Annotated in this window: 27 protein-coding genes and 1 tRNA gene; 3 read left to right on the plus strand and 25 right to left on the minus strand. The window is 52.2% G+C overall.

The window, feature by feature from the left end; genetic code table 11:
- Nucleotides 1-33: 33 nt before the first annotated feature.
- Complete coding sequence (locus LE416_RS05220; protein WP_225047419.1) at nucleotides 34-1,050, plus strand: IS30 family transposase; 1,017 nt, start codon at nucleotides 34-36, stop codon at nucleotides 1,048-1,050.
- 69 nt (nucleotides 1,051-1,119) lie between these two features.
- Here the strand turns inward: LE416_RS05220 and LE416_RS05225 are convergent, their stop codons facing one another.
- The 6 genes from LE416_RS05225 to LE416_RS05250 form a co-directional block, all read right to left on the minus strand.
- Nucleotides 1,120-2,850, minus strand: coding sequence for a terminase large subunit (locus LE416_RS05225; protein WP_225047420.1), 1,731 nt, complete (start codon nucleotides 2,848-2,850; stop codon nucleotides 1,120-1,122).
- Entirely contained in the window at nucleotides 2,843-3,220 is a 378-nt protein-coding gene (locus tag LE416_RS05230) for a P27 family phage terminase small subunit (protein ID WP_225047421.1), read from the minus strand. The genes LE416_RS05225 and LE416_RS05230 overlap by 8 nt, the downstream gene beginning before the upstream one ends.
- A 76-nt stretch (nucleotides 3,221-3,296) precedes the next feature.
- Complete coding sequence (locus tag LE416_RS05235) at nucleotides 3,297-3,644, minus strand: HNH endonuclease (protein WP_225047422.1); 348 nt, start codon at nucleotides 3,642-3,644, stop codon at nucleotides 3,297-3,299.
- Complete coding sequence (locus tag LE416_RS05240; protein WP_225047423.1) at nucleotides 3,637-3,972, minus strand: thioredoxin domain-containing protein; 336 nt, start codon at nucleotides 3,970-3,972, stop codon at nucleotides 3,637-3,639. The genes LE416_RS05235 and LE416_RS05240 overlap by 8 nt, the downstream gene beginning before the upstream one ends.
- A complete protein-coding gene (locus tag LE416_RS05245; RefSeq protein ID WP_225047424.1) occupies nucleotides 3,965-5,113 on the minus strand; it encodes a hypothetical protein in 1,149 nt (382 codons plus the stop codon). Before LE416_RS05245 ends, LE416_RS05240 begins: the two co-directional genes overlap by 8 nt.
- Nucleotides 5,097-5,276 carry a hypothetical protein gene (locus LE416_RS05250; protein WP_225047425.1) on the minus strand — a complete coding sequence of 60 codons (180 nt, stop codon included), beginning with the start codon at nucleotides 5,274-5,276 and terminating at the stop codon, nucleotides 5,097-5,099. Before LE416_RS05250 ends, LE416_RS05245 begins: the two co-directional genes overlap by 17 nt.
- An 83-nt stretch (nucleotides 5,277-5,359) precedes the next feature.
- On the opposite strand from LE416_RS05250, the gene LE416_RS05255 reads away from it, so the two are divergent.
- Complete coding sequence (locus LE416_RS05255) at nucleotides 5,360-5,569, plus strand: CsbD family protein (protein ID WP_203624779.1); 210 nt, start codon at nucleotides 5,360-5,362, stop codon at nucleotides 5,567-5,569.
- 111 nt (nucleotides 5,570-5,680) lie between these two features.
- Here LE416_RS05255 and LE416_RS05260 read toward each other — a convergent pair whose 3' ends face one another.
- The 19 genes from LE416_RS05260 to LE416_RS05350 form a co-directional block, all read right to left on the minus strand.
- Nucleotides 5,681-6,211, minus strand: coding sequence for a hypothetical protein (locus LE416_RS05260; protein WP_225047426.1), 531 nt, complete (start codon nucleotides 6,209-6,211; stop codon nucleotides 5,681-5,683).
- 84 nt (nucleotides 6,212-6,295) lie between these two features.
- Nucleotides 6,296-6,368 (minus strand) — tRNA-Arg (locus LE416_RS05265).
- 304 nt (nucleotides 6,369-6,672) lie between these two features.
- Nucleotides 6,673-7,128, minus strand: coding sequence for an ArpU family phage packaging/lysis transcriptional regulator (locus LE416_RS05270; protein WP_225047427.1), 456 nt, complete (start codon nucleotides 7,126-7,128; stop codon nucleotides 6,673-6,675).
- A gap of 493 nt (nucleotides 7,129-7,621) precedes the next feature.
- The gene (locus LE416_RS05275) at nucleotides 7,622-8,017 is read right to left on the minus strand and encodes a thioredoxin domain-containing protein (RefSeq protein WP_225047428.1); all 396 of its coding nucleotides are present in this window, start codon (nucleotides 8,015-8,017) and stop codon (nucleotides 7,622-7,624) included.
- Nucleotides 8,007-8,555: a DUF1642 domain-containing protein gene (locus LE416_RS05280; protein WP_225047429.1), complete on the minus strand. Its 549-nt coding sequence runs from the start codon at nucleotides 8,553-8,555 to the stop codon at nucleotides 8,007-8,009. The genes LE416_RS05275 and LE416_RS05280 overlap by 11 nt, the downstream gene beginning before the upstream one ends.
- Complete coding sequence (locus tag LE416_RS05285; RefSeq protein ID WP_225047430.1) at nucleotides 8,552-8,881, minus strand: hypothetical protein; 330 nt, start codon at nucleotides 8,879-8,881, stop codon at nucleotides 8,552-8,554. Before LE416_RS05285 ends, LE416_RS05280 begins: the two co-directional genes overlap by 4 nt.
- 13 nt (nucleotides 8,882-8,894) lie before the next feature.
- Nucleotides 8,895-9,383: a single-stranded DNA-binding protein gene (gene ssb / locus LE416_RS05290; protein ID WP_225047431.1), complete on the minus strand. Its 489-nt coding sequence runs from the start codon at nucleotides 9,381-9,383 to the stop codon at nucleotides 8,895-8,897.
- Complete coding sequence (locus tag LE416_RS05295) at nucleotides 9,380-10,171, minus strand: hypothetical protein (RefSeq protein WP_225047432.1); 792 nt, start codon at nucleotides 10,169-10,171, stop codon at nucleotides 9,380-9,382. The genes ssb and LE416_RS05295 overlap by 4 nt, the downstream gene beginning before the upstream one ends.
- Entirely contained in the window at nucleotides 10,134-10,439 is a 306-nt protein-coding gene (locus LE416_RS05300) for a LexA family protein (RefSeq protein WP_225047433.1), read from the minus strand. Before LE416_RS05300 ends, LE416_RS05295 begins: the two co-directional genes overlap by 38 nt.
- Complete coding sequence (locus LE416_RS05305; protein WP_225047434.1) at nucleotides 10,417-10,863, minus strand: RusA family crossover junction endodeoxyribonuclease; 447 nt, start codon at nucleotides 10,861-10,863, stop codon at nucleotides 10,417-10,419. The genes LE416_RS05300 and LE416_RS05305 overlap by 23 nt, the downstream gene beginning before the upstream one ends.
- The gene (locus LE416_RS05310) at nucleotides 10,856-11,809 is read right to left on the minus strand and encodes a Lin1244/Lin1753 domain-containing protein (protein WP_225047435.1); all 954 of its coding nucleotides are present in this window, start codon (nucleotides 11,807-11,809) and stop codon (nucleotides 10,856-10,858) included. The genes LE416_RS05305 and LE416_RS05310 overlap by 8 nt, the downstream gene beginning before the upstream one ends.
- Nucleotides 11,809-12,516 carry a putative HNHc nuclease gene (locus LE416_RS05315; protein ID WP_225047436.1) on the minus strand — a complete coding sequence of 236 codons (708 nt, stop codon included), beginning with the start codon at nucleotides 12,514-12,516 and terminating at the stop codon, nucleotides 11,809-11,811. The genes LE416_RS05310 and LE416_RS05315 overlap by 1 nt, the downstream gene beginning before the upstream one ends.
- Nucleotides 12,513-13,286 carry a Sak single strand annealing protein gene (locus LE416_RS05320; protein WP_225047437.1) on the minus strand — a complete coding sequence of 258 codons (774 nt, stop codon included), beginning with the start codon at nucleotides 13,284-13,286 and terminating at the stop codon, nucleotides 12,513-12,515. The genes LE416_RS05315 and LE416_RS05320 overlap by 4 nt, the downstream gene beginning before the upstream one ends.
- A complete protein-coding gene (locus LE416_RS05325) occupies nucleotides 13,286-13,780 on the minus strand; it encodes a siphovirus Gp157 family protein (RefSeq protein ID WP_225047438.1) in 495 nt (164 codons plus the stop codon). The genes LE416_RS05320 and LE416_RS05325 overlap by 1 nt, the downstream gene beginning before the upstream one ends.
- Nucleotides 13,781-13,818: 38 nt before the next feature.
- The gene (locus tag LE416_RS05330; protein WP_225047439.1) at nucleotides 13,819-14,049 is read right to left on the minus strand and encodes a hypothetical protein; all 231 of its coding nucleotides are present in this window, start codon (nucleotides 14,047-14,049) and stop codon (nucleotides 13,819-13,821) included.
- A gap of 95 nt (nucleotides 14,050-14,144) precedes the next feature.
- A complete protein-coding gene (locus tag LE416_RS05335; RefSeq protein WP_225047440.1) occupies nucleotides 14,145-14,354 on the minus strand; it encodes a hypothetical protein in 210 nt (69 codons plus the stop codon).
- Between the two features lie 15 nt (nucleotides 14,355-14,369).
- Nucleotides 14,370-14,672, minus strand: coding sequence for a hypothetical protein (locus tag LE416_RS05340; protein WP_225047441.1), 303 nt, complete (start codon nucleotides 14,670-14,672; stop codon nucleotides 14,370-14,372).
- The gene (locus LE416_RS05345) at nucleotides 14,672-14,827 is read right to left on the minus strand and encodes a hypothetical protein (protein WP_225047442.1); all 156 of its coding nucleotides are present in this window, start codon (nucleotides 14,825-14,827) and stop codon (nucleotides 14,672-14,674) included. The genes LE416_RS05340 and LE416_RS05345 overlap by 1 nt, the downstream gene beginning before the upstream one ends.
- Nucleotides 14,824-15,132 carry a DUF771 domain-containing protein gene (locus LE416_RS05350; protein WP_225047443.1) on the minus strand — a complete coding sequence of 103 codons (309 nt, stop codon included), beginning with the start codon at nucleotides 15,130-15,132 and terminating at the stop codon, nucleotides 14,824-14,826. Before LE416_RS05350 ends, LE416_RS05345 begins: the two co-directional genes overlap by 4 nt.
- Before the next feature lie 65 nt (nucleotides 15,133-15,197).
- Here LE416_RS05350 and LE416_RS05355 point away from each other — a divergent pair, with 65 nt between their 5' ends.
- A complete protein-coding gene (locus LE416_RS05355) occupies nucleotides 15,198-15,563 on the plus strand; it encodes a hypothetical protein (protein ID WP_225047444.1) in 366 nt (121 codons plus the stop codon).
- Nucleotides 15,564-15,669 lie beyond the last annotated feature (106 nt).

Consider the following 15,669-nt stretch of genomic DNA (forward strand, 5'->3'; position numbering starts at 1 on the left):
TAGTACTAGCTAAACAAGAAAGCAGGAATCTTCATGACCCACTCTCAGACTAACACCCACAAGCATTACCAACAACTCAGTTTTAGCGACCGTGCTACAATTCAGGCCCTTCGGGCTGCTGGTGACACCGCGACCGTGATTGCACAGAAGCTTCATCGCAGTAAAGCGACAATCTCACGAGAAATCACGCGTGGATCTGTAACTCAGCTCGACTCGAAGCGTCACTCGCATCAAGTCTATCTTGCGGAAACTGCCCAAGCCATGCACGACCGTAAACGCGATAGAACCGGTCACTACGCCTTTCTTAAGACCGGCCGTGCGTTCTTCAAGGCTCTCGCCAGGGAGCTTACTCGTAAGCCGCGCGTACACAGCGTTGATAGCTTCGTACACTTCTATCGCGACCAGGGCAAGGCTTGCCCTTCAACGACAACTGTGTATCGCTACATCGACGCCGGGCTGCTTGAGCTAGACAACATGACACTTCCCAAGAAGCTCCGACGCCGCATCAAAGGCTATAAGAACGCCCACAAGCGCAAGAATAAGAAGACATACGGCGACTCAATCGAGTTGCGTCCTGCGGCCGTGAATGACCGCACAGGCGTGGGACATTGGGAAGGCGACTTGGTCAAAGGTATTCGCTTAGCTGATGAGCCAGCATTAATGACGCTCACAGAACGGTACAGCCGGACTGAGATCATCGTCAAGATTCCTGACTATCATGCGGGCACCTGCCTTAAAGCCTTGCAAGACACGATTGACGACTACGGGGCCAAGGAATTTGAGAGTATCACTTTTGACAATGGTTCCGAGTTTGCCAAGTTATCAGAGATTGTTGGAACCCAGATTTACTTCGCACATCCGTACTCGCCTTGGGAGCGTGGCACAAACGAGAACGCCAATGGACTGCTTAGGGAATTCTTCCCGAAAGGGAAGTCTCTCAGAGCCGTTACCCTGGTTGAAATTCAAGCAGTCCAATCCGCACTGAACCATCGTCCCAGACGTATTCTGAACTATCTTCGCCCATGCGATTACTACCGATGCATGGCGTAACAGCCTAGACCACTATCAAGAATTCGTTATCATCGTTGCACTTGACTTGAAAATTGAGGGTCCAAACATTTAATCACCTCCTTTCAGCCAGGCCGCCGCATTCTCGTTCTTCGTGATGTCCTCAGACATCTGCACGCATGCGAACACGGACGCATCAAAAAGGTCAATGCGCTGGTTGCCTGACTGCCCGTCAATCTTGTCGTACTGAATTGCGTCGTCAACCTTCTCGACTGCAGCCACATTGGATACACAGTACTCATAGGCTTCAGAATGGCAATAATATAGTTCCTTGTTCTTGGCCTTCACTTCGATACGCCGGAAGCCTTCAGACTTCTTGAAGTAATACTGCGGCTGGTCAACGATGCGGAAGTGTGCCTTCTTCATCTTCATGAAAAACTCACGGCCAAACTTCTTATCGAAACCAATCTTTTGAATCTTGAAGCCCATGGCACGCATTTCTTCAAACCATTTCACGATGTCGTCGTACAGCACGGTCGCGGTGTTACTCATCGTCAGCCATCCATCGTCTTCCCAACCAAACAGCGGGATGCCGTCCTTGTCTGCTTTCTCGTGTGCGGCTTGGCGCGGGAAGAACGCGTGCGTGATGATAATGTCCACATCACCCTTGCGACCGTACAGAGCAGCGGCAGTGAGGTCGTGCAGTTTGGACAAGTCCGCTCCGCCGTACCACTTGACGTTCATCTTTGCGAGCTCTTCCAGTGACCAATCGTATGAGCGGTCAGACGCCTTGAAATCTTCAATGTCGAAGTAGGCCTTTGAGCTGGCCGTGAAGACGTTCAGCGTCTTGTTGAAAAACTCCAGCCGCGTCTGCGGATCATTGAGCGCCATCTCAGCATCGCGCTTCAAGTCATCAAGTGAGACGGATACGCCCACCGACGGGTTCGACTTGATGAGCACCTCGTCGGACGTGAAGTCGTCCACATCGCCATCGTCGTTTTGGTCGGCCTGGCAGATGAAGAAGAAGTACTCATCATCCTCGATCGCGCCGGACAGCACCTTCTTGGCGTATTCCACGCGCTGAGCGAGGAAGCCGTTCGGAATATCGCCGGCGGTCGAGATGCCAATCAGCAGCTTGTTCCGATACGCCTTCTGCGCGTTCTTCATCAGGATATATTTCTTCGCCGATTTGAACGCATGCAGTTCGTCCAAGATGAGCAGGTTCGCGTTCAGCGAGTCGAGTCTCTTTTCATCGCTAGCCAGCGCTTGGATATAGATCGAACCGTCTTCGCCAAAGTCCTTAGCAATCGAGTGCTCGGAGTTGTTGTCGCGAATCTGGTAGGTCGAATCGTGGAAACGGTCGATGTTGAATTTCAACAGGCTGAACGATTCCATCGTCTGTTTCAGACTATTCGCTAACACATATAGCTTAGAGCCCGACCGCGCTTCGAGCAGCGACAGCGCGAACCCCAGCGCCGCGGCGAACGTCGTCTTCCCTTGCTTCCGCGGAATCATGATGAGCACTTCGTGGAAGCGGCGAAGGTCGGTGTCCTTACGGTAGAAGCATAGCATGTTGACGATGCAAAACTTCTGCCAGTCAGTCAACAGCAGAGGCCGCCCACGCATTGGACGGCCTTCCAAGTCTTCACCTTGTTGATGTACGAACACGTTCTCGATCAAGTTGATCACGAAGTCTGCATCTTCAGCGCGGATGTCGAATTCATCCGTTCGCTTCAGGTCGTCGAGAAACCGTTGACCTGCCTGCACACGCAGCCGGTTGGCCGGAATCGAACCGTCAACCACACCACGAGCATAAGCAGTAGCAGTCTCGAAGTTATCCATCGCGACCACGGCTCTTCATGAATTCTGCTAGTGGGTTCGCGTTGACGGTCGGCACCACTTCCACACTGTTTGATTTCGGATTCAGCTGTAGCCGATCGGAGTAGCTGGCGATGTCCTTACGGAGCGATTCAATCGCGTTGAGAATCGGCACCTTACGCTGGTTTGTGGCGCCGGCTTTGTTGGTGTAATCTTCTGTGACCTTGTAGCCCGATTCCTCATACTGGTGATTCAGTGCGGCATACTGGTCAAGCATTCCGGCATAGATCGTGATGAGGTCATCGTATGCTGATTTGTACACGCCCAGGTATTTCATCTGCTCAACCACGCGGCGCCTGCGGTCCAGCGTGTCCACTCTTACTTCTTGTGCCATCCGCGGCACCCCTTTCACTTACAATTTCCGCGTAGTCGGAAAAAACTCCCACTGTCCCGTCTCCCGTAAGCCAAAATTATTTTTGTGAACGGGGGGGATCCAAATTTTTATCGGCAAAAAATTTTTCAAACTCGCGTCGCCGTTTCTCTTGCCAGTACAATCCTGCGCCGGTCACTTCATCCGTGAGCCGGTCGTGCATCTTGTTGTGTGATGCAGCAGAGAGTGGCAACAGGTTCCACGTCTGCAAAGCCAGCATCGGATAGTCAGCCAGTGGATAGATGTGGTGGATCATCGTGGCTTGCGCCACCCGCCCGTATCGCTTGGCTTCTTGGTCCTCGTATTTGTACTTGCGCAGGACCACGGCGCGCTTGCGTTGCCAGCGTTGTGACTGGTAGAACGCGCGGTTACGCTCTCGGTTAGCCAAGAGCATCACCCTTTGTGTACTGTTTAATCTTGTCCACTCGCATGTCTGACCAAGTGTCGTGCGTCCCGTCTGATTTGTAGACCGTAACGACTGGCATTGACTGGTAGCCTTGCTTGCGGAAACGTGCATAGTCCCGCTCGTCAGCCATGATTGTTTGGACTGGCATGGCACGAGACAGCAGGTTGGCTGTCATGCGACACTTGGCACAGTTTTGTTTGGTATAAATGATTGCGTGCATACGTTTCTCTTCCCTCGATAGTTTCTCAATGATTGCTTGCTCTGTGCTGCTGACGTAGCCGTAATCAAATCGGATCATGCGATTAGACATAGTAGATTGCCCTCGTATCATGATCGCTGTATTCGACCAGCTCAAACGTTTTGTGGGCAACAACCCCGAGGTCATCAGTCCAGCGGTCATTAGGTTTTCTCGTTGATACTTGACGTTGTACGAAGCCGCCTAGGTCTTTGCTCATCTCTGAATGGAGATGCCCCGTAAACAATTCGCGGTTCTGTGCTGTGCCTAACATGAAGCCAAACTCATCAAGATACTTGGCCAGATAGTTGTTCTTGCCCTTGTCTCCGTGAGTGGCCCCAATGAAGTTGTGTCCCATAATAGCGCCCTTGTAGTGTTTTAGCGATATATCCCATGTGATGTTTGTTTGGTTGCTGTAGGCGCGTTTCAATAGGCGTGCGAACATATATCCAACTGACGGGTCGTGGTTTCCGGCACAATACATGACCTCACACTCATTGGCGTTCTTAATGATTGCTTCAATCAGTGTCTCGAAGTATTGCTCCATTTCATTCACAGTTTCTCCTAGGTCGGTTGTTTCGAGCTGTGTGCCCTTTGCTGTGGTCGAGTTGATGTTGTCCACGTGAGCCAGGTCACCACCCAGAATGAGCAATATCTTTGCATAATGGCCGCGTTGTATGATATCTAGCTGCCGCTTCAAGGACTCTGCGTAAATATCAAATGTGTGCCCGTTGAAGTGTGTGTCAAATGCGGGAACGACAAGATATCGTTCTGATGGTACAAAAATAGGAGCCTTGGCTTTATAGGGCTCCTTGTGTGTGATGATGTCATTCATCAATGATTCATATTGTTCGGCCGCGACCAATGGCCTAATTTGTATCTTGCTCTGGTACAGAGTAGCTTCGGGCGTCTGCTTCCAGAAATTGCTCGTGGCACGTACAAGCTCCCACTTGGTGTAATCGTACCCGTGAGCTTCTAGCACCTCTCTAGGCGTCATTTTGTGGCCCCTGACAACCTTTAGAATTGTCTGACTAGACTGTGTACCGTCTGAGTCATATTCATTAGTCATGGGTGATTGAAACTCAATTCCAAGCCGCCGCGATTTCTTCTGGACTGCATCGTAACTAATTCCTAGCTCGTCTGCTGTCTCGCGTCTGGTAAATCCTTCAGAGGCGAGCTTCCTAATGCCACTGATTTGTTCATCTGTCCATTGCATCTACTCGCCTCCGAAACTGTTCCAAGTCTTGCTTGGCAAGCCTACGTTCCATACGATGAACTTGTTTGCCATTTCCTTGGAACTCATGTTTCCATTCGTCCCAATCCCAACATTTATTTGTTGCCTTCCATCGGTAAGGATCATATTTTCCTTTTGAATTCATGTCCTCGCCTCCAAAAAATAAGTTGCTTGCAATATAACTCCAAATATAGGACAATGATGGTACACCAAAAGGAGGTAATATCTATGAGCTTAGATGGTAAAGTTGATAGCACTAAGGACAAAATCTCCGGTAAAGCCAAAGAAGTTGAAGGTAAAGTTACTGGCGATAAGGCCCGTGAAGCACAAGGTAAGGCTGAAGGCGTGCTTGGCAAAGTAAAAGAAAAATTAGACGATGCCAAAGATGCCGTTAAAGATACCGTTGATGACGTAAAAGAAAAGTTCAATAAAGATTAATCTCTTGGCCGGCATTTGCCGGCTATTTGTTTGCACAAAAATAGCACCTCACCGTTTGGCGGAGTGCTTGCGTAAATAAAAAGACGCCTAAGCGTCCTTGAGAAATAAAACTTATTGGTTATTTTGAACGGCCTGATCAGCTTTAGCGTGTGTCGCCTGAACATCACTCAATGCTTGGTTCATATCGGCATTGTTTTTGTTTTGCGCATCGGAAAGCTTTTGCTGTGCGTCTGCTAGCTGTTGTTGAAGATCGGAGACTTTCTTGTTGGCTGCATCAACCTCAGCTTGCTTAGCAGCAACTTTCTGGTTGCCTTCATCAATTTTCTGATTGATTTCGTTAATTTTTTCTTGAATCTCAGTCTGCTTGTCGGCATTAGCCTGAGTGAGTTGGTCCTGTAGGGCCTTAATCTGATCTTGGTAACCGCTAACGGAAGACTTGGCATTACCAAGGTCAGACGTCAACTGTGTAATCTGACTGTTCTTACTTTGGACACGACTGGCAAGTGTGTCAATGTCGGTGTTAATAGCTTCAACATCTACGTGCCCTGCCCAATAATCATCCGCAAAAGTTTTTACGCCAAATCCAGTTCCCAGTAGCGCAATCGCAACGGCGGAAATTACTAAGCTCTTTTTTAAATTCATGACGGGAGTTCCTCCTATGATTTGATTAGTAAACAGCAACGTGCAAAATATTAACACGTATGACTAGGTTATGCAATGCTTTGATGCAATCGGCTGGATTTGAACCAGCGACATACGTCGTTTAGGCGATGGCTCTACCATACTGAGCTACGATTGCTATACTGTCCGTCATCACGTCCTCAACGGTATGAGTGGCACGAAGGCCATATGCGTGATGCAGTATTTTTGAGTCGCTCGCTCGCCCAGTTTAGTATGGGGTCATCGCAAGCTCTTCCCCGTGCCGGAATCGGACCGGCAGCCGTGCGTGGCTTCCATATCGGGGTGACCTGTCCATGGCTTTATCATCACCATAGACCGCCATAAACAAAGAAAGAAGGTGTGTCTTAGGTTCTCACCTTTGGCACAATACAATAATAACATGCAATTTCATGGTAGATGTCCAGTCTTTGTCTACTCTTTGTTTACCTTTTGTCCACTGTTTGTCTACTTTTATTAACCAGCAATCCATGACTACCAACAGGCCATATACTGGCAAAAGCGTACAATGCCTCTTTGAGCGCGATATAGTATCCGGCTTTACTATATCCAGAATCCGCAATCAAGAGTTCTACGGCAATGGGTCGCTTAATGTAATAGTCTCTCAGTATGTTTCGCCGAGCATCATCTTCGATGCACTCGATTGTCTTTTCGCATACTTCTACGTACGTTTCATCATCCAAACGGTTGGTGATCTTTATCTCCATAACGTTGCCGATTGATGATGATCTTGGCATACCGTCAAGTGATGGCGACTGGATAGAAGCCTTGACCCGTGACCTTTGTTTTCGTCTACGATAGTCTTCTAGCACATTGTCAGCTTCTGCTACAGACGCTTCATAATCCCACGGGCTCACAGCACTAGCTGTTGTCTTTCTCACTTGCGCACCGCTCCTTTCCCAATTAGCCCAGAACCACACGCCCACCAAGGCTATGAACAGCATGACGGCAATCAGCGATCATGCCACCAGTTGTAAATTAACCAGATAGCAAACGCGGTGAGGCCGATAATTGTAGTGATGGCCTCCCACCAGAGCTTGATTCCAAGATAATCATGCAGGCTCATTTCGTTCTCCCCCTATATGAAAAAGTGCAACACGAACATCATTAGCCAAACGTACAGTGTCGTGAGCATGGCGATTATTAGGTCTTCCCAAGTCATTCGACTGTCGTCAGAGAAGTCTTTTCTCTTCGTGATTAGGTAGTTGAAGAATACTAGAAGACCCCATGTACTTATTAACTTCAGCTTTGGTACTCCGAAAGCGCTGGCCACAAACGTGTTCCAGCCATACATCGAGACCACCGCATCAAGAAGCCCCAGAGGCACAGTGACAAACAGCGCGCCCAGAATGTGAATTTCATGCCGTTTCTCTATCATTTTCCCGTCCTCAGTCTCCGCCCACACATCGGACAGTATTTTATTGATATTGTTTCATCGACTTCCGCATTTTCGTACCCCACTGCCATAATGGTGTGAATAGCCCCACCCGGTGTCGGCTTTGGCGGTATGCCGTCCCAACCGTCACCACCAGTCATACCAATGCGCAGAAAGTTGTCAGACTCACCGCCCCAACCAAACTCATCGTCTGTCGGAATTACCTTATGCGGTTCGTGGCAGTACGGGCAGCCTGGATCACTGTCTGTTGCGAGGGTATAACGATCAATGTATTGCCGCGGCGTGTCATTGCAAAACCGTCCACCGCTCGCAGCGGAGTCCGCATACGCGTCGACCAGGTCATAAAACACTTCCCGCTTCGTCTCATTGCTCATTGTCAGTCACCTCCACACGTTCGCAGTCGGTCAGTTCATAGTGCTCAATCTCGGCAGCGGTGAACCGTGTAGGTGGTTCTTTTTCCATATCCCAGACCGGAATCACCTCGCCGCTATCACATTTTTGGTAGTAGTAATGGCGGTTTGCGTGGGGTACTCGGACGAAGTAGCGCTTCGGCTTCTCGACCTCCCAACCGTTGACGTAGGCGCGCATGAGGCGGTCTTCGGCCATACCGTCATCGTCATACTGGTCATGAGAGTTGACGAACCCGACAAGTAGCTCCGCTGGGTCATCATCACACTTTGCCTGCTCCAGCATCTCCGCTTCCTCTTCGCTCACCACGACCTTCTCCGGCGCTTCGACTAGCTCGACGACGTGGCCACCTTCCCGTTTGGCGATGGTCTTGGCAAGTTCCTCGTCTTCTTGATATGATCCGAACACAGCGCGAATGGCGTCATCGTCTCCATCACCATCTAGCCAGATACCTCTCACCGATAGAAACTCTTGATTATCATTTTCAATCGCCCAAATGCTCATCGCTCGTCCTCCTCAACCTTGACCAGCTTCGCGTGATAATCGTCGCCATCGTCCAGCTCGTAGATCACCTTGCCCCAGTCGTCGCTCATCGCGTAGGCCACGCGCTCGGCTTCACTTGTGCCGCGAATCGCCTGGTTCAGCGGATAGTGGCGTAGCTTAATCACATCGCCGTCAGCATAGTGTGACTTCGTGTTCCACTTGGCAGCGCCTTGTGCCGCAGCCTCCAGCGCCGCTTCCTTGCTGTCGAACACGCCGATAACGTACTCGGTGTAGTCTGAATACTCTCCTGACGTGTGAACCGGAATATAGATCATCTTCCCTGTCATATCGCGTCCCCTCCTAGAACGGCAGGTCATCATCGCTGATGGCCGCTGATGTGCCTGCGAACGGGTTGGCCGCTGCCGTGGCAGTCGCCGTCCACCCGACCGATTGTGCTGGCACCGTGGTGGCCGCCACCGGTTGAGCTGACGGTGCCGCTGCCGGCTGCGCTGCGGGCGCCGCCTGCTTCTGCCGGCTCTCCAGGAGCGCAAAGTTGTCGACCACCACCTCTGTCACGAAGACGCGCTGGCCCTGGTTGTTGTCGTAGGTGCGAGTCTGAATGTGACCCTCGATTCCGATAAGCGAACCCTTCTTCGTGAAGTTGCTCAAGTTCTCCGCGCTCTTGCGCCAGATGACGCAGTTGATGAAGTCGGCCTCACGCTCGCCGCTTTCGCTCTTGAACTTACGGTCAACCGCCAGCGTGAACGAACCGACGGCGGTGCCGCTTTGCGTGTAGCGTAATTCGATGTCGCGGGTCAGACGACCCGTCAGTGAGACGTTGTTAATCATGCTTGTTCCTCCTTCTTGTCGTGACGCTGCCCCTTCTTACATTCGTGCCACCCGTGCGCACCCTGCCTGTACATCCCATATTCGATATGTGAACCATCTTTACCGTTGCTACGATCACGCCAAGTACTTTTAGGCTTGTATCCGTTTCGGATTGCCTCTTCGGTGTTGCGATAGTATTTGAAAGAACCATCTGGCAGCACACGCTTTGCAGAAAACACCTCAAGCTCTTTGAGCCCATTTTCTGTCTCAATCTTGACCAGTGTGTTGCTGCTGCAATTCATCTGCTGAGCAACTTCGGTTCGTGACAGCCCCTCCGCGTACAGTTTCTCGACCGTCGGTGCCATCGCGTCACGCCGCTTGCGGTAACCAAGCCTGCGCGATTCGGTTGTCGTTCCGGTTCGCAGATCCTTGCGCCTTTTCGAGTTGTCTGCCAGCTTGTGGCCTTCACGAGCCGCGATTTCCGCCGCATCAATGGCCGTCATGACAGACAGCGACCTGCCAATACCGCAGAATGCGCGTTCCTTAACGTCTCTCGGCCTGACTCCGACGCTTTTCATACTGACGACGACACGGCCACAAGTGTCAATCTTGGTATTACGGTCAATCTCGCCTGGGTCAATCTCGACCATGAAACTGCACTCGTAGACATGGATAATCCGCCCGCTAAAGTTCTTCAAGGTGTGCCCCTCGTGCCACCCGTCCCCGTTTCCTTTCCACGTCGGGACCGTGATGTGATTACCGACGTAAATATCATCGGCGGTAATGCTGCTTTTCGTTGTCGTGCTCACGTTGTCGTTCCTCCATGCTTTCTTGGTATAGCTTGTCGCCAAGTTCGGTGACTTGCAGGGTACGCTGTTTCCAGCGATCCCAATCAATCAGTTTTGCTCGCTGCATCCTGGCCATGTTGTTGTGTACGGTTCCTACCGACAACCCGACGCCAGCGCAAATTTCACGGACCGTTGGGACATACCCGCGTTCGTCCAATGACTGCTCAATCACAGTGAGCAGGTCAAGCTCGCGCTCACGCCATTCTTTAGGCGTCATCATTCTTGGCATAATTCTCATCCTCCACGGTAATCTCGGCCCTAGGGCCACCGCCGTCGTCGTAGTACTTGGCGACGGTGATGGTCACGATTTGGTTGTCGTCCTCCCACACGATGCCGGTCAGCGCATCGCTAACGGCCTTGTAGTAGTTGTCCGCGTCAGGTTTCACGATTGGGCGGACGGTACCAGCATGTTTCGCCATTTTGAGCCGCTTTGAGCCGCTTTGCTGAATCGACCGGTAAATGGTCACGTTGACGGCTAACGGCCCGCTTAGCGGTTCTCCGTGCCACTGGCGCTGTGCCTGCTGCGACACCAGCGCTTTGTACTGGCGAGACTTCGCAGGATCGACCCCACGAACGCCACGCGGCGTCCGGTAGACACGCGGGCGTCCTTGCGCCACCGGCTCTCCAGGAACAACGATTCTGTATCTAGTCACTCTTGCTTTCCTCCAGTTTCTTGAGCGCCGCCAGACGTGCCTGAATCTCTTCCTGCTGGTCGTCAGTGACTGATACCTCCGGTGCCTTGTAGTCAGGCTTAGCCCAGTCAGGCGTCGTCTCCTGGCGTGCTTGCTTGCCATACCGTTGCGGACGCGGGGCGTTGGCTTTGGCAGTCTTCTCGTGCTGTTTTGCCTCGGCCTCCGCCTGTTCGACAGTCTTGATGTCCTGCTCACGGTACTGCGTCAACACACGATCGAGATATTTGTCGGCAGCCCTAGCCTGCACTGCGCGGCGGGCGGCGTAATCAATCACCCATGTCACCAACTCGTCGCCGAACTCCGAAACCCAATCGGCAAGGTCTTGCTGGGCAACCGCGTTGGGGAATCCCCAGACTTCCTGCCAGCGACTAAACGCCGATTTCTCTTGCACGCGTCCGCCGGACAGACTGTCTTTGGTTTTATTTTCTTTAGTTTTATTTAGTTTAGTTTTATTGCCATCGGTTTCGGTTGGCATTGCCATAGCTTTGCTATCCGTTTCGGTTGGCATTGCCATAGCTTTGCTATCCGTTTTGGTTGGCATTGCCATAGCTTTGCTATCCCACCTCTTTGCAGCACCTTTTTTGCCAGCTTCGGAGCGCTTCGTTCGTTTTCCGTCCATGTGCGCCATGCGGTTGTTTAGGCTCTCGGAGTAGAAACACTCACCGTCATCGGTGAAGGAAAATAACCCGAAAGACTCAACCACATTTCTTACTTTCTCAGCGTCGGCATGTAGATCAAACCCGATTGCGTTGTAGTCCTTTTTAGCCGTATAACTTGGCTCATCTCGAAGCCGCTCAATGATGCAGAAGTAAATCCCGTAGCCCTCCATGCCGTACTTCATTCGGAGGTTGATAATCTTGTCGTCGTTTCTGGCGTTGCTGTCATGTGAGAAGTACGAGCTTGCCATTACCCCGCCCCCAATCCATCGAACCGGTCGAAGTCAGCGCATGTGTTTAGCCTAAGACTGATAAGCGTTGGCTCATCGAGCTTGACGGGCTTGATATGGTAGTGGTCGATGAACGCGTCAATCCCTAGATCGTGCCGGATGGTGTGGTGAACCCGGCACAGCGGGAAGAACTTGTATCTGCGATTGTCAATTTCGTTCCGGTTGCGCCCGTTCCCAATAGGTGGCTCATGGTCAATGTCTGCGTGCTTGCCGCAGATAACGCACATGCGATGTTTCAAGCATTGCATCATCAGCGGATAGTCGCTTGGAATTGAGTCCAGGTGCTTTGTCTGCCATGGAATGTCGTTGGCAAAACCAAAGTCAATCACGTAGGACAAGAACTCGCTTGCCTTGCTCATGCTGCAATCGGAAAGCGAGAAGTAGTCGCTCCCAGTTTCCGCCATGTAGTAGGCCTTGACCCACGCTTCCATCTCAAGCGGGTTGTACCCGGTGAAGTCTGCGTAGTCGTTGAGCAGCGCCCACACTTTCCGCCGCTGCTCCGGGCTGATGCTCCGGCCGTCCTCAACGTCAATCGACACAGACGGCCGCCTTCCTGCCGCAAGCTTGGCAACCCGAAGCGTATCGACGTCCCGGCCACCGGTTAGGCTTACTGTGATGGTCGCACCGCTGATTGCGGTAATCTCGCCGTCAAACCGCACATTGCTCACCCCTCTTGCTTACTTGCCAGCTTAGCCTTTGACTGATTGATAGCCCGCAAGAGAAGACCGTATTGATCAGCCGTAAGTTTATCCACCGGAACAACTTCTTCTGACTGAATCCCAACAATCTGTGCGCGGCGCTCAAGCCCGAGAAGTACCTGCTCGCATGTGAACCCTTCCGTTCCACTCGCAATCTCGCATACCATCGTCCACGCGGCGTTTGCCTGGGTCTCGTCAACAACGTTGCGCGCGTTCGCTGCGGCATTTGCCGTGGCGCTCTCGTCAGCTTCTTGGCTCGGGAAGTCTTCACCGGCGTAGATGTACAAGCCGATGCCGTGAAGCGCCAGGGCTTTGACGAACGCGCGCTGACGCGTCTTGTTAATCTGCATCATGTCCGGGCGAAGCACCGCAGCATTCTTGAAGTCCATCACGGGCAGTGATTCGGTTTCACTGATTCCGTTGATGGTAACCGTGCATTCGACCAGCGCTCCTTGAGGGGTAATCAGATATGGTACCTTGCGTCCGGTAAGCTCTCCATTAGGCCCAACCTCGTCGAACATCGTGTACTCGCGTGTCGCAGCCGGATCAGCCTTTTTCATCTCCGACCAGCCCCACACCCACGACAGGTAGGAAAGCTTGGCGCTTTTGGTCTCGACCTTCTGGATGTGGTCAGAAACGTTGAGGTGGCTCAGCATCTCGAACTGGCTTGGCTTCGTGCGTTCCTCTGCCGACCTAAGGACCTTCTTAGCAACATCAAGTTTTTCGGTTTTGTCAGTCATCAGTTCACCCTCAATACGATTCCGCGGGGCTTGAATTCTGCCCCGACAACTTTGTGCCCTGCCGCCAAAGCGCGGCGAATCTTGTCTTTGTCAGGCCGCAGCTCGGTCTTGAACATATCAGCCTGCAAGTGGTCTCCATCAATGTTGATGCCGAGCTGACCACCAGCGTTTTGAATGTGCAGGTAGGTGTCGTCGGTCTCGATGGTCTTCAAGTCGTAGGCCTGCATTCGTTCCTTAACAATGGCGAACATCTTGTCAGCCAGTGCCTCGTTCTTTGCGGCACGGCCTGCCCACTCTTTGATTTTGTTGCGTTGGCCGAGTGCTAACGCCTTGGCGTTTTCTCCGATGTGTGCGTAAGCCACCAGTTTGTCTTGAAGCGAACCGTCAATAAGCGAATCGACGCTGTCCTGGTAGGCCTGCTCGTCGATGTCCCCGGCCTGGAATTTTGCCGTTAGATCGGCAATTTTAGTCTCGATGTTGTATAATGTGTCCATGGATGTTTTCCTTTCTGGCCACCGGTTGCCCCCGGTGGCTATTTTTCGTCCCACGAGATCCACTGGCCGCCGCTGATTGGGTCTAGCGTGAACCCGAGCGACGACAGCTCGATAATCTCCTGTGGACTGACGTCCTTCACGGTGACGCTGGACTGGCCTCTGAATGCGGCGCCGTGGATGGCTGCCATCACAGTGTCGGCGTGCTGCTTAGCGCGTGCATCGCGGGTGTAGGACTGAACCTGCTCGATTGTGGTGTCAAATAGTGTCATGGTCTCACCTCCTTTCGTGTGAGATAATTCACCTCGGATATGAAGCGGGTCGTCCAGAATCGCCAGCACGGAATCAGATAGCTTTAGAGAGCAAGTCACTGGCGGTTGGCTTGCTTTTTCATTCGGTCGTACAAGCGGCTGTGAAGCTCGCTGGTCAACATGTGTGGATCATCAAGATATTCGAGACCGTCCACCGCTTCGCCCCACGTGTCGGACATATCAATAAGTTCGGACGCGATGGCATCGAGCTTCTTGCCGATGAGTTCATTCAGTTCTGCGTATTCTTTTACGATGTCACTTTTCATTGCATTCACCTCCCTTCAGAACAGGCCGTCGTAGTCGTGGTCAATCTTCTCCCCGACCGGGTCAGGTTCCGGCTTCGGTTCTGGCGGGCCTTGACGAAGAATCACACTAGCATCGAACGGATAGTCAAATACGGTGCGATAGCTAACTTGGTCTTTCCGCTTTGGCTTTACGTGCCGGATCGGCTTTCCAACAGCCGCCGCGAATGGTGCAAGCAGTTCGTTGGCCTTCGTGTTCGACCTATCGAAGTACGTCACGCTGACCCGCGCGCCTTTCCGCATTGCTTCCACGACGGCGCGCTCCAGTGATGTTACTTCCATCAGTCCGCCTCCTCTTTTGTGTTGTCCACCGCGCGCAGGTCGCCGGTGATGTCGGTCAGCCAGTGCGGCATCGGCTTGTCTTCGATGAACTCGGCGATGGCGCATAGGGCCGCCAGAACGGCGCCTAGGATGGCGCCGAATTGTAGGTAAATCATGATTGAGCCTCCTTTGCGATATTGCGGAACTCTGTCCGCATGAACTCCGAGAACGCCAGCGGCTCGAACCGCCAGCCGATGCGCCCACCGTAGTTGAATGCGAACCCGTCGAGCTGCCGCTGGAACCGTGGCTTGTCGAGTACGTGTGTGGACAGCCACGTCTGTGTCAGTCCGTATCGGTCGAGCACGTCGGCAGCCGACCACCAGCGGCGGTAGTCGGGTTCGTGCTGGAGACGTTCAGCCACGGCCTTGTCGACCGCTTGCTGAATCAGTTCTGGCGGAACTGAGATTGTGATTGGTGGCATGGATCAGGCCTCCTTTCGTTTGAACCTCGCTTGGCGGATAATGTGTCCGGGAAGGAGGTGTGAAAATGAACATTGATGAATTCGATAAAGTTGCCGTCACTATCATGAAGGCTGTGTATTCCCACCCTCAGTCAGAGCCGGGCTTCACTCAGGTCGAAAAAATTTTTACGGCAGTCAAGCCAACGCCATACGAAGTGGTCTGGGGCTATCTAAAAACTCTAGATGCCGACGGTTGGCTCAAACTTGACGGCGATTGGAGCGATGGCAAAGGCTTTTCTAACGACCTGGTCACCGCATCGCCAACTACAAAAGGCCGTACCTTTGCCGGACGTCACGAGCGATTACAGCGAGCTTTCGTTGTAAAACATTTTGTGGCGCCATTCATTACAGGCGTCGTAACTGCCGTCGTGGCATATCTACTTTCCAGATAAGAAGTAAATCGCAATGCCATACGCGACTCCCGTAAGAACAGACAACGCGATTGGTAGTACCCACTCGTGATTGATGTTGAAGTTGTCCGCCGCCTCTGTCAGGCGA

Origin of the sequence: Lacticaseibacillus kribbianus (assembly GCF_020180945.1) — a bacterium.
GTDB classification, from domain to species: Bacteria; Bacillota; Bacilli; order Lactobacillales; family Lactobacillaceae; genus Lacticaseibacillus; species Lacticaseibacillus kribbianus.